This window comes from Bradyrhizobium sp. BTAi1, assembly GCF_000015165.1.
Classification (GTDB): Bacteria; Pseudomonadota; Alphaproteobacteria; order Rhizobiales; family Xanthobacteraceae; genus Bradyrhizobium; species Bradyrhizobium denitrificans.
Window position 1 is genome coordinate 4,719,467 of the sequence record NC_009485.1, and the last position, 11,806, is coordinate 4,731,272.

At 65.0% G+C, this 11,806-nt stretch carries 11 protein-coding genes; all 11 read right to left on the reverse strand.

Annotated features, from left to right (window positions below):
• Window position 1 precedes the first annotated feature (1 nt).
• Window positions 2–811, reverse strand: coding sequence for an acyl-ACP--UDP-N-acetylglucosamine O-acyltransferase (gene lpxA / locus BBTA_RS21050; RefSeq protein WP_012044534.1), 810 nt, complete (start codon window positions 809–811; stop codon window positions 2–4).
• Window positions 812–844: 33 nt separating this feature from the next.
• On the reverse strand, window positions 845–1,303 hold the full coding sequence (fabZ, locus tag BBTA_RS21055) for a 3-hydroxyacyl-ACP dehydratase FabZ (RefSeq protein WP_012044535.1): 459 nt from the start codon (window positions 1,301–1,303) through the stop codon (window positions 845–847).
• Window positions 1,303–2,370, reverse strand: a complete 1,068-nt coding sequence (gene lpxD, locus BBTA_RS21060; RefSeq protein ID WP_012044536.1) for a UDP-3-O-(3-hydroxymyristoyl)glucosamine N-acyltransferase — start codon at window positions 2,368–2,370, stop codon at window positions 1,303–1,305. Before lpxD ends, fabZ begins: the two co-directional genes overlap by 1 nt.
• Window positions 2,371–2,488: 118 nt before the next feature.
• A complete protein-coding gene (bamA, locus tag BBTA_RS21065; protein ID WP_012044537.1) occupies window positions 2,489–5,047 on the reverse strand; it encodes an outer membrane protein assembly factor BamA in 2,559 nt (852 codons plus the stop codon).
• A gap of 172 nt (window positions 5,048–5,219) precedes the next feature.
• The gene (rseP, locus tag BBTA_RS21070; protein WP_012044538.1) at window positions 5,220–6,371 is read right to left on the reverse strand and encodes an RIP metalloprotease RseP; all 1,152 of its coding nucleotides are present in this window, start codon (window positions 6,369–6,371) and stop codon (window positions 5,220–5,222) included.
• A gap of 40 nt (window positions 6,372–6,411) precedes the next feature.
• Window positions 6,412–7,635, reverse strand: coding sequence for a 1-deoxy-D-xylulose-5-phosphate reductoisomerase (dxr, locus tag BBTA_RS21075; RefSeq protein ID WP_012044539.1), 1,224 nt, complete (start codon window positions 7,633–7,635; stop codon window positions 6,412–6,414).
• Between the two features lie 37 nt (window positions 7,636–7,672).
• Window positions 7,673–8,542 (reverse strand): phosphatidate cytidylyltransferase, encoded by an 870-nt coding sequence (locus BBTA_RS21080; protein WP_012044540.1) that lies wholly within the window; start codon window positions 8,540–8,542, stop codon window positions 7,673–7,675.
• Window positions 8,539–9,294 (reverse strand): isoprenyl transferase, encoded by a 756-nt coding sequence (locus BBTA_RS21085; RefSeq protein WP_012044541.1) that lies wholly within the window; start codon window positions 9,292–9,294, stop codon window positions 8,539–8,541. Before BBTA_RS21085 ends, BBTA_RS21080 begins: the two co-directional genes overlap by 4 nt.
• 12 nt (window positions 9,295–9,306) lie before the next feature.
• Window positions 9,307–9,870 carry a ribosome recycling factor gene (gene frr, locus BBTA_RS21090; RefSeq protein WP_012044542.1) on the reverse strand — a complete coding sequence of 188 codons (564 nt, stop codon included), beginning with the start codon at window positions 9,868–9,870 and terminating at the stop codon, window positions 9,307–9,309.
• Between the two features lie 166 nt (window positions 9,871–10,036).
• Window positions 10,037–10,753, reverse strand: coding sequence for a UMP kinase (pyrH, locus tag BBTA_RS21095; RefSeq protein ID WP_012044543.1), 717 nt, complete (start codon window positions 10,751–10,753; stop codon window positions 10,037–10,039).
• Between the two features lie 73 nt (window positions 10,754–10,826).
• A complete protein-coding gene (gene tsf, locus BBTA_RS21100; protein ID WP_041750803.1) occupies window positions 10,827–11,750 on the reverse strand; it encodes a translation elongation factor Ts in 924 nt (307 codons plus the stop codon).
• Between the last annotated feature and the right edge of the window lie 56 nt (window positions 11,751–11,806).

Below are 11,806 nucleotides of genomic sequence, written 5' to 3' on the forward strand. Positions count from 1 at the left end.
GTCAAAGCTCCGCAGCCGGTCTGCCGATCTCGGGCAGGCAGAGCGCGCGATGTCGACCACCGTCGATGAAGGACAGGATCTCGCCGATGGCCGGATCATCCCCCGCCATCGGACGCACGGCCGCAAGGCGATCGGCGAACACGCCGGGGCCGTGGAACAGCTTCTGATAAAAGGCGCGGACCGTCGCGAGCCGTTCGCGGGTGAACTTGCGGCGCTTCATGCCGATGATGTTGAGGCCTTCGAGCGCGGCATACTGGCCGTTGACCAGACCGTACGGAATGATGTCGCCGCGCACGCCGCAGACGCCGCCGACCATCACGCCATGGCCGATCCGGGTGAACTGATGCACTGCCGACAGGCCGCCGATATAGACGGAATCGCCGACCTCGACATGACCGCCGAGCGTCGCCGAGGTGGCGAAAATGACGTTGTTGCCGACCACGCAATCATGGGCGACATGGGCGTTGTTCATGAAGAACCCGCCATCGCCGACCTTGGTCAACCCGCCGCCCTTGGTGGTGCCGATGTTCATCGTCACGCCTTCGCGGAAGGTGCAGCCGGAGCCGATCACGAGCCGGTGCGGCTCGCCGCGATAGCTCAGATCCTGCGGCGCGCCGCCCAGCACCACGAAGGGCGAGATCACATTGTCGTCGCCGATCGTGGTGTGGCCCATGATCTGGACGTGGCTGATCAGCTTGCAATTCGCCCCGATGACGACGTGTGGGCCGATGACGCAGAAGGGACCGATGACGGTGCCCTCGCCGATGACGGCGCCGTCCTCGACGCGCGCGGTGGGATCAATCTTGCTCATCTCGACGCAATCAACTCTCTACCAGCACGCACGTCAGTCGGTCAGCATGGCGCCGACATCGGCCTCGGCGACGATTGTCCCGTCGACCTTGGCGTCACCGTGAAACCACCACATCGTCTTGCGCCGCCCGATCGAGCGCATGTGATACTCGATGGTCTGGCCCGGCAGCACCGGCTTGCGGAATTTGCACTTATCGATGGTCAGAAAATACACCGCGCGCGGCTTTTCCGTGCCCTCGACCGACTTGATGCCGATCACGCCCGCCGTCTGCGCCATGCCCTCGATCATCAGCACGCCCGGATAGACCGGCCGCTCCGGGAAATGGCCCTGGAAGCAGGGCTCTCCGATCGAAACGTTCTTGACGCCGATGCCGCTGTAGTCGGCGCGGATGTTCTTCACGCGGTCGATCAGGAGAAACGGATAACGGTGCGGAAGTGTCTTGAGAATCTCGTTGATGTCGACGTCCGCAAACCTGATGGGTGACTCCTCCATCACTCCTGTCCTTCGTCCTTGTTCGTCGCCGTCTGATCGCGCACCAGCCGTTCCACCGCGACGATCTCGCGGAACCACTGTTTGGTCGGCTTGGCGAAGAACCCGCCCCACCGGCCATTCGGCGGGATGTCGTCCTTGACGCCGCTCATCGCGGTCACCTGCGCCCCGTCACCGATCGTCAGGTGGTTGTTGATGCCGACCTTTGCCCCAAGCGCGACGTTGTCGCCGATCGTGAGGCTCCCCGCCAGCCCGATCTGGGCTGCCAGGAGGCAATGCCGCCCGATCGTGACATTGTGGCCGATCTGGACCTGATTGTCGATTTTGGTGCCCTCGCCGATCACTGTGTCGCGCAGACTGCCGCGATCGATCGTCGTGCCGGCACCGATTTCGACATGATTCTGGATGATCACCCGCCCCGTCTGCGGCACTTTCACATGGCCACCTGGGCCGAAGAAGATGAAGCCATAGCCGTCCTGGCCGATCGCGCAGGCCGGATGGATCAGCACGTCATTGCCGATCAGCGCGCATTGGATGACGGTGCGAGCGCCGACATTGCAGTCGCGCCCGATCTTGACGTGCGGGCCGATCACCGCTCCGGCGCCGACGATGGTCCCCGCCCCGATCTCGACATGAGCGCCGATCACGGCCAGCGGCTCGACGACGACGCCGTCCTCCAGGCGCGCGCTGGGATCGATGATCGCTTGTGACGAAATCCCGTCGCACCCGAACCAGGATTGAGGACGCAGCGCGTCGGCGTGCATCGTGCGCGCGAGTTGCACGAAGGCCCGGAACGGCTGATTGGCCCTGACGACGGCGACATGGGACGGCACCCGCGCCTCGAAGCGTGGGCTGACCAGACAGGCGCCCGCTTTCGTCATCGCCAACTGGTCGGCGTATTTGAGATTGTCGAAAAAGGCGAGATGCATCGGACCGGCCTCATCGAGCGCCGCCAGTCCCGTGATCACCTGCTCGCCCCGGGAGGCATCGACCAGCGTGGCATTGGCCGCCGCAGCGATCGCCGCGAGGGTCGTGGGAGGTGGAGATTGAAAAAAGCTCGGCTGGGCCATCCGTCGCACTCTCAGGACAAAAAGTCAGAGCTCGGCTCCGTCTCCCGGAACCGAGCTCCATCCTCTTACACCGTCACGGTCGGCCTACGCCAATCCGGATCGGGCCGCAACAGCCGTCTTAGAACGACGTGCCACCACCGAAGCGGAATTCCTGGGTCCGGTCGAACTGCCCCTTGGTGAGCGGGATCGCGTAGTCGAAGCGCAGCGGTCCGAACGGCGACGCCCACACCAGACCCACACCGACCGAGCTGCGGACCTTGTTCTGGTCGTCGAACTGCAGTCCGAGGCAGGTGCCGGCATTGGCAGGCACGGTTCCCGTGGCTCGCGTCGGTGCCCGACAGCCGGCCACATTGACCTCGCCGGTCTGGGCCCACGACGTCGGTCCCTGATAGCCCCAGAGCCCGCCGGCGTCGGCATAGACCGCACCCTTCAGACCCACTTCCTTGGGCAGGAACCAGAACGGCATCTGCAGTTCGAGCGAAGCACCCCAGTACTTGGTGCCGCCCAGCGCGTCCTGCGTGCCGAACGGGTTGATGTCACGCGGACCGATGCCGTTCGGGGCGAAGCCGCGGACCAGATTCGGGCCCATCTGGAAGTGATCGAGCATGCGCAGCTGCGTGTTGCCGATCTTGTTCAGGATACCGCCCTGCAGATGGACGATGCTGACGATGTCCGACACCAGCGGGGTGAAGTACTTCGCATCGAACGCGGTCTTCAGGTACGACACGTCGCCGCCAACACCCGCGAAGTCCTGCTTGAAGTCGATGAGCAGGCCGTCGGTCGGGTTCTTGTTGTTGTCCAGCGTGTTGTAGTTGAGCGTGTAGCCCAGCGCCGAAGTCAGGGTCGCGCCCTTCGCCAGCTCCTGGCGGACCGGCAGCGACGCCTCGCCGTTGGCGAAGCAGCCCAGGCCGTTATTGCCGGTCGGATCGACGCCGCCATTGGCATTGATAAACGCAGGCGTCGGGTTGAACGGCACGAAGCGGTTGCCGATCAGGGTACCGGCGGTCAGGTTGTTACAGTCCGACAGCGTCGCCGGCAGCGTGATCTCCTGGCGGTAGATCGAGTAGCGCAGCTGCAGCGACAGATCCTCGCGCAGCTGGAAGCCGAGCCGCGGGCTGAAGCCGAGCGTCTTGGTGCCGTACGAGATGAAGTTGTTGGCCAGCTGCTGACGCTGATAGAGGTCGAGGCCGAGCGCCACCCGGTAGTCGAGCAGATAGGGCTCGACAAAGGACAGCGAGTAGCCACGGGCGAACTGACCGTAGGTGACGGAGGCCTTGGCGAACAGACCGCGGCCCAGGAAGTTGCGCTCCGAGATCGACACCTCGGCCAGCGCGCCATCGGTGGTCGAATAGCCGCCGGAGATCGAGAAGTCACCGGTCGATTTCTCTTCGAGATTGACGACCAGGATGACGCGGTCGCTCGAGGAGCCCGGCTCGGTCGTGATCTTCACGTCCTTGAAGAAGTCGAGATTCTTCAGGCGGCGCTCGGCCCGATCGACCAGCGCACGGTTATAGGCGTCGCCCTCGGAGATATCGAACTCGCGACGAATGACGTAATCGCGGGTGCGGGTGTTGCCGCGGATATTGATGCGCTCGATATAGGTGCGCGGGCCCTCGTCGATGGCGAACACCACCGAGACGGTGTGGGCCTCGAAATTACGGTCGCCACGCGGCCGCACCACGGCGAAGGCATAGCCGCGCCGCGAGGCCTCGATCTGCATCTCTTCGACCGACTTTTCGAGGCTTTCGACGTTGTAGAGCGAGCCGACATTCACCCGCGAGAACGTGCGCAGCGAATTGGGGTCGAGCGTCGGGATCGTCGACTGGAAGTCGACCGAACCGACCCGATATTGCTGGCCTTCCTCGATCTTGAAGGTGACCAGGAAGCCCTTGCGCTCCGGATCATATTCGGTGAGCGCGGCGACGACCTGCACGTCGGCGTAGCCGTTCTTGAGGTAAAAGCGGCGGATGAGATCGCGGTCGGCCTCGACACGGTCCGGATCGTACACGTCGCCGGAGCCGAGGAAGCTTAAAAGATTGGTCTCGTGCGTCTTGATGACGTCCTTCAGACGGTAGGACGAGAACGCGTTGTTGCCGACGAACTCGATCGACTTCACGCCGGTCTTGGCGCCTTCCTCGACCGTGAAGATCAGGTCGACGCGGTTGTTCGGCTGCTCGATCATTTCCGGCGTGACGCGCACGTCGTAACGGCCAGACCGGCGATAGATCTCGGCGATGCGCTGCGCATCCGACTGAACCATCGGCCGCGACAGGGTGCCGCGCGGCTTCGACTGGACCTCGGCCTGGAGCTGCTCGTCCTTGACCTTCTTGTTGCCCTCGAAGGCGACGCGGCCGATCACCGGGTTTTCCACCACGGTCACGACCAGGCGTCCGCCCTGGCGGTTGATCTTCACATCCGAGAACAAGCCGGTCTCGATCAGGGCCTTGAGGCCGTCGTCAACGCGGCCGGCATCAAGCGTGCCGCCCGGACCCGGCTTGAAATACGAGCGGATGGTCTCCACCTCGACGCGACGGTTGCCGACAACTTCGATCGCATTGACCGACTGTGCGGCGGCTGGCGACGACATCATCACATTCGCCAGCGGCAGAGCCACCGGAACGGCGAACATGATTAGGGTGGCCAGCATGCCCCCCCGCACCCGCAATCCGAACTTCATGCGCTACGCGCCCTTATCCCGATGCCGGTTCAGTACCCCTACCGAACCGACAGATTCCCATTTGTCGTTCGCTTGTAGCCAATTTGAACCCGACGGCAAACGCCGGATTTCTCCGAATTTTCAAATTCGTTTCAAAACGTTGCCCATCCGCCACGTCTTAAAATGGCCGTGATCACGACCCGGCGAGGTGCAGAATATCGTTGTAGGTCGCGAACACCATCAGCATCAGAACCAGCCCCAGGCCGATTCGGAACCCCATTTCCTGCGCCCGCTCGGACAGCGGACGGCCGCGGACCGCTTCAACCCCGTAAAACAGCAGGTGCCCGCCATCGAGCAGAGGAACTGGGAACAGGTTCAACAGGCCGATGGAGACCGACAGGGTCGCACACAGCTGCACAACGAATTGGAAACCAAGGCTCGCAGCCTGCCCGGAGAGTTGTGCGATTCGGATCGGACCGCCGACATCGCCGGCACTCCCGGCTCCCGCGAACAACGACGCGATGAACTTGAAGGTTGTCGCGATGATGAACCAGACCTGCTCGAAGCCGATCTTGATCGATTCGAAGAACCCGACCGGGATCGAGCGCGATTCGTCCGGCTTGGCATTGTACTGAATGCCGAGCACACCGATCCGGTGGCTGTTGCCGAACAGATCCTTGACCTCCTTCAGCGCCGGGGTGGCCTTCAGGGTCAGTTCCGTGCCGTCGCGCTTGATCAGAAACGACAATTCCGAGCCGGCGCTGACCGACACCACCCGCTGCATGTCGGCGAAGGTCTCAATCGGCCGGCCGTCAATGGCGGCGATAACGTCACCATTCTTGAAGCCGGCCGCCGCCGCGACGCTGTCCGGCTGCACCGCGTCGACCCGCGGCGTGGTGTTCGGCTTGCCGAAATACAGCGCCATGCCGGCGAAGATGATCACGGCGAGGATGAAATTGGCGATCGGGCCGGCCGCGACGATCGCGGCGCGCTGGCCGACCGTCTTGTGGTGGAAGCTGTCGGCGCGCTCCTGCGGCGTCATCTTGGCCAGCGCCTCGGCCGACGGTGTCGAGGCCTCGGATTCGTCGCCGAAGAACTTCACATAGCCGCCGAGCGGGATCGCGGAGATCTTCCAGCGGGTGTTGTGGCGGTCGTTGAAACCGATCAGTTCCGGACCAAATCCGAGCGAAAACGTTAGCACCTTCACGCCCGCCCAGCGCGCGATCAGGAAGTGGCCGAGTTCGTGGAAGAACACCACGATCGTCAGCACGAACAGGAACGGGACGATATAGCCGAGAAGGCCGTTGCTCAACGTATTGAAGATATGGTGGAAAAACTCGGACATCCGCTTCCCTTCCCGTGGGCCCGGAGACCCGTCGAACCCTTTAAGATGCTTTTGCGGCGATTTGAGGCAAGAGCCCCGCGGCGGTTTTTCGCGCATCATGGTCAATGGCGATCGCGTCGTCCGCCGATGTTAGAGGTGCCTGATTACCGGATCGTGTCCAATGCTCAAGCGTGGCCTCGACCAGCCGGGCGATCGCGCCGAAGCGGATCTGCCCGGCGGCAAACGCCGCCACCGCGACCTCGTTGGCCGCATTGTACACCGTGGTGGCGCCGCGGCCGGTGCGGAGCGAATCATAGGCCAGCCGCAGACCGGGGAACCGCACGAAGTCGGGCGCCTCGAAGGTCAGCGTGCCGATCTTGGCCAGATCCAGCCGGGCCGACGGGCCCGCGATCCGGTCAGGCCAGCCCAGACAATGGGCGATCGGGATGCGCATGTCGGGGGCACCGAGCTGCGCCACCACCGACCGGTCCGAGAACTCGACCATGCCGTGGACGATCGACTGCGGATGCACCAGCACGTCGATCTCGTCCGGGGACAGCGCGAACAGGTAGGACGCCTCGATCACTTCGAGGCCCTTGTTCATCATGGAGGCCGAATCGATCGTGATCTTCTGGCCCATGCTCCAGTTCGGATGCTTCAGCGCCTGCGCCAGGGTCGCCTGCTCGATATCGGCGGCGGCCCAGGTTCGGAACGGACCACCGGACGCGGTGATGATGACCCGCACCAGTTCCTCGCGATTGCCCGAGGACAGCGCCTGGAACAGCGCATTGTGCTCCGAATCGGCCGGCAGGATGCAGGCGCCGGCCTGCGCGGCGCGTTGCATGAAGAAGTCGCCCGCACAGACCAGGCATTCCTTGTTGGCGAGTGCCACCGTGGCGCCGCGGTCGACGGCGGCCAAAGCGGGTTTCAGGCCGGCGGCGCCGGACACGGCGGCCATGACCCAGTCGGCGGGACGCGCGGCCGCCTCGATGATGGCGCTCTCCCCCGCCCCGCATGCGATGCCGGTGCCGGCCAGCGCATCGCGCAGCTCATTGAGCCGGGCCGGATCGGCCACCGCCACGAAGCCGGGCTTGAATTCGCGAGCGAGCTTGGCCAGCCCCTGCACATTGCTGTTGCCGGTCAGCGCCTCGACCCGATAGCGTTCGGGCGCGCCGCGCAACAGGTCCATGGTCGACTCGCCGATCGAGCCGGTGGCGCCGAGCACGGTGATGCTGCGCACCTCCGCGCGACCAGGCTTGTTGTTCCGCAATGGCACTGCGCTCATGTTCTCACCAAAGATTTCGACCGGTCAGCTGCGCCGGTCACCAAACCAGAAGACCGCGGCCGACGCCTTCAAGGCCGCCGCGCAACAAACCGAGAATTGCGGCAAAGACAATTGCCGCGACATAGCCGTCCAGACGGTCCAATAGACCGCCATGGCCGGGGATGATGTGACTGGAGTCCTTGACGCCGAAGCGCCGCTTCACGGCGGACTCGAACAGGTCCCCGAGTTGCGACACGATCGACAGCACCGCCGCGAGCACGACCATAGCCATCAGGCCGCCGGCGCCGGCCAGCGCCCAACAGGCTGCGGCGAGGAGGCTCGTCACGAAACCGCCGATCGCGCCGGCCCAGGTCTTGTTTGGACTGATCCGCGGTGCGAGCTTCGGCCCGCCGATGCCACGCCCCGCGACATAGCCTCCGATATCGCTCGACCACACGACCAGGAAGACCAGCACCAAGGCGTGCCAGCCCTCGGTCACGTCGAAGCGAACGAGCACGGAGGCGAGCTCGGCCGCGGCGGCGTAGATGAATCCGGTCGCCGCCCAGCTGCGGTGCCCGGCCGCCAGGGCCGCGACGAGCGCGAGGCCCAGTCCGAGCACGACCGCCGCGACGTCGACCAGGCCGAAAGCGAGACAGACCCCGGCAGCCGCAATGGCCAGCGCGCCGATCACGCTCACGCGGACGGCGCGGACCTCGCCGACCACCATCAGCCATTCGAGATACAGGCCGACGGCGACCAGGGTGACCAAGGCGGTCCAGAACACGCCGCCGGCATAGGCTGCGCCCAGCGCCAGCGGCACCAGGACGAGGGCCGCCGCAATCCGGAGCAGAAGATTGCTCGGCGCGGCCTTTTTCGGCTGCGCGGTCGTCACAGCATCACCAACGGCTGCGGTGTCGGGCTTGGTCACGAGGCTGTTTTCGCCACGAGGCCGCCGAAGCGGCGTTCGCGCCGGCCGAACTCGGCGATCGCGCCTTCGAGCGCGGCCTTGTCGAAATCGGGCCAGTGCATGGGAACGAACACGAGCTCGCTATAGGCGGCCTGCCACATCAGGAAGTTCGACAGCCGCTGCTCGCCGCTGGTGCGGATGATGAGGTCAGGATCGGGAATATCGGGCGCATCGAGGTGGGCGCCGATCGCGTCGGCATCGATCGAGGCCGGATCGCGCCGTCCCTCGGCGACCTCGCGCGCCAGCCGCTGCGCCGCGCGCGCGATCTCCTGGCGGGAACCGTAATTGAAGGCGACCACCAGCGTGAGCTTGGTGTTGCCGCGGGTTAGCTCTTCAGCCTCGCTCAACAGCGCGCAGATGTCAGGCTCGAGGCCATCGCGCTCGCCAATCACCCTGACCCGCACGCCATCGCGATGCAGCGTGGCGAGGTCATTGCGGATGAAGCGGCGCAGCAGGCCGAACAGATCGCCGATCTCGCTCGCCGGCCGCGACCAGTTCTCGGACGAGAACGAAAAGATGGTGAGATAGCGAATACCGAGCTCGTGCGAGGCGCGCACGACCCGGCGCAGCGCCTCGACGCCGCGGCGATGACCCTCCGCCCGCGGCAGTCCGCGCGCCGCAGCCCAGCGGCCATTGCCATCCATGATGATGGCAACATGGGCCGGACCGTCGGATCGATCCGGCGCCGTCATGGGGGCCGCGGCATTGGTCATCAGGAGCATCCTTCAGACGGTCAGGATTTCCTTTTCCTTCGCCGCCAGCAGCTGATCGATCTCGGAGATCACGCTGTCGGTCGCCTTCTGGATGTCGGTCGCGAGCCGCTCCTGATCATCCTCCGAAATCTCGTGATTCTTCTCGAGCTTCTTCACCGTGTCGAGCCCGTCGCGGCGGACATGGCGGACGGCGACGCGGGCAGCTTCCGCATATTTATGCGCGACCTTGACCAGTTCCTTGCGGCGCTCCTGATTGAGCTCGGGAATGCGCAGCCGGATCACCTGGCCCTCGGTGGCGGGCGACAGGCCCAGATTGGAATCGACGATCGCCTTCTCGACCGCCTTGACCATGGTGCGGTCCCACACCTGAACCGACAACAGGCGCGGCTCGGGCACAGAGACGGTGGCGAGCTGGTTGAGCGGCATGTGCGAACCATAGGCCTCGACCTGGACCGGCTCCACCATCGATGCCGAGGCGCGGCCGGTCCGCAGACCACCGAGTTCGTGCTTCAGCGCCTGGGTGGCGCCCTGCATGCGGCGCTTCAGTTCGTTGAGGTCGAAATTGCCCGTGCTCATCACGCTTTCCTTTCCTGCAACCCGGGGCACCGTGGCCGGCTGAGCCGGGCCTCCTGAACGGAGGCCCAAGGCCGGACCTGACGATTCCCGGACGAATTCCTGTGTCGCGTCTGCTTCTACCGCAGCCCTGGGCACGGTCCAACACCGGCAGCGGGCGGTATCGCGCTCACCCCGCGACGATGGTGCCGCGCCCTTCGCCCCGCAGCATCGCGCCGATCGCGCCGGGCTCGGCAATGGAGAACACAATGATAGGCAGCGATGTTTCCCGGGCAAGCGCGAATGCGGTCGCGTCCATGACCTTGTAGCCGCCTTCGATGGCCTGGGAATGGGTCAGCCGGTCAAAGCGCTTGGCGGCCGGGTCCTTCTTCGGATCGGCGCTGTAGACGCCGTCGACATTGGTGGCCTTCAGCACCGCCTGGGCGCCAATCTCGGCGGCCCGCAGCACGGCCGTGGTGTCGGTCGTAAAGTAAGGATTGCCGGTGCCGCCGCCGAGCACGACGATACGTCCCTCGGCGAGCGCCTTGTGCGCCGCAGCGCGCGTGAACAGCTCGCAGACCTGCGGCATCACGAAGGCCGACAGCGCCTGTGCCGGGGCCCCCTTGCGCTGGATCGCGGCCTCCAAGGCGAGGCAGTTCATCACGGTGGCAAGCATTCCCATCGTGTCGCCGGTCGGGCGCGACACGCCCTGGGACGAGACCTCGACGCCGCGCACCATGTTGCCGCCGCCGACGACGACGGCGATCTCGATGCCGAGCTTTTGCGCCGCGATCAGGTCGTCGGCGATACGGTCGACGGTCGCCTGGTCGATACCGAAGGAGTGAGGGCCCGCGAGATACTCGCCGGACAGCTTGACCACGACGCGACGATAGACCGGCTCAGCCATGTGCCAATATGTCCCTATCCGCGCGTTGAGATCCGGCGCGAAGACCGCGCCGGACCGTGCCTGTCTTCAGTCGTTACTTCTTGCCGCTGGCGGCGGCGACTTCGGCTGCGAAGTCGGTCTCTTCCTTCTCGATGCCCTCACCGAGGGCATAACGGACGAAACCGGCAACCTTGATCGGACCGCCGACCTTGCCTTCGGCTTCCTTCAGCGCCTGTGCGACCGACTTGCCGCTGTCATGGATGAAGGCCTGCTCGAGCAGGGTGACTTCCTTGTAGTAGGTCTTCAGGCCGGACTCGACGATCTTCTCGATGACGTTTTCCGGCTTGCCCTGCTGGCGATATTTGTCGGCGAGCACGTCCTTCTCACGCTTGACGACCTCGGGATCGAGACCGGCAGCATCGATCGCCTGCGGATTGGCGGCCGCGACATGCATCGCGAGCTGACGGCCCAGCGCCGCGAGTTCGTCGGTCTTGCCGGGCGATTCCAACGCGACGATCACGCCGAGCTTGCCGGCGCCCTCGATGACGGCCCCGTGGACGTAGCTCGACACCACGCCCTCGCTCACTTCGAGCGCGGCCGCGCGGCGCAAGGTCTGGTTCTCGCCGATGGTCGCGATCGAATCGGCAATCGCGGCCTCGACCGTAATGCTGCCGACCTTGGCGGCCTTGATCTTCTCGATATCGGCACCGGCGTCGAGCGCGACCTGGGCGATCATCTTGACCAGGCCCTGGAAGTGCTCGTTGCGCGCGACGAAGTCGGTTTCCGAGTTGACCTCGACGACCACGCCCTTCTTGCCCGAGGTGAGCGCGCCGATCAGGCCCTCGGCCGCGACGCGGCCCGCCTTCTTGGCGGCCTTCGACAGGCCCTTCTTGCGCAGCCAATCCTGCGCAGCCTGCATGTCGCCGCCGGTCTCGGTGAGCGCGGCCTTGCAATCCATCATGCCCGCGCCGGTCGACTCGCGCAGGTCCTTCACCATCGCTGCGGTGATATTAGCCATTGTTGAACGTCCTTTTGCCTGTCCAAAGCGCGACGCAGCGGATGGCTCGACGCCGT

What these genes read in the sequence shown, in the direction of transcription:
- lpxA (WP_012044534.1), bottom strand. Translation starts at nt 811, where the DNA reads ATGAGCAAGATTGATCCCACCGCGCGCGTCGAGGACGGCGCCGTCATC.
- fabZ (WP_012044535.1), bottom strand. Translation starts at nt 1,303, where the DNA reads ATGGAGGAGTCACCCATCAGGTTTGCGGACGTCGACATCAACGAGATT.
- lpxD (WP_012044536.1), bottom strand. Translation starts at nt 2,370, where the DNA reads ATGGCCCAGCCGAGCTTTTTTCAATCTCCACCTCCCACGACCCTCGCG.
- bamA (WP_012044537.1), bottom strand. Translation starts at nt 5,047, where the DNA reads ATGAAGTTCGGATTGCGGGTGCGGGGGGGCATGCTGGCCACCCTAATC.
- rseP (WP_012044538.1), bottom strand. Translation starts at nt 6,371, where the DNA reads ATGTCCGAGTTTTTCCACCATATCTTCAATACGTTGAGCAACGGCCTT.
- dxr (WP_012044539.1), bottom strand. Translation starts at nt 7,635, where the DNA reads ATGAGCGCAGTGCCATTGCGGAACAACAAGCCTGGTCGCGCGGAGGTG.
- BBTA_RS21085 (WP_012044541.1), bottom strand. Translation starts at nt 9,294, where the DNA reads ATGACCAATGCCGCGGCCCCCATGACGGCGCCGGATCGATCCGACGGT.
- frr (WP_012044542.1), bottom strand. Translation starts at nt 9,870, where the DNA reads ATGAGCACGGGCAATTTCGACCTCAACGAACTGAAGCGCCGCATGCAG.
- pyrH (WP_012044543.1), bottom strand. Translation starts at nt 10,753, where the DNA reads ATGGCTGAGCCGGTCTATCGTCGCGTCGTGGTCAAGCTGTCCGGCGAG.
- tsf (WP_041750803.1), bottom strand. Translation starts at nt 11,750, where the DNA reads ATGGCTAATATCACCGCAGCGATGGTGAAGGACCTGCGCGAGTCGACC.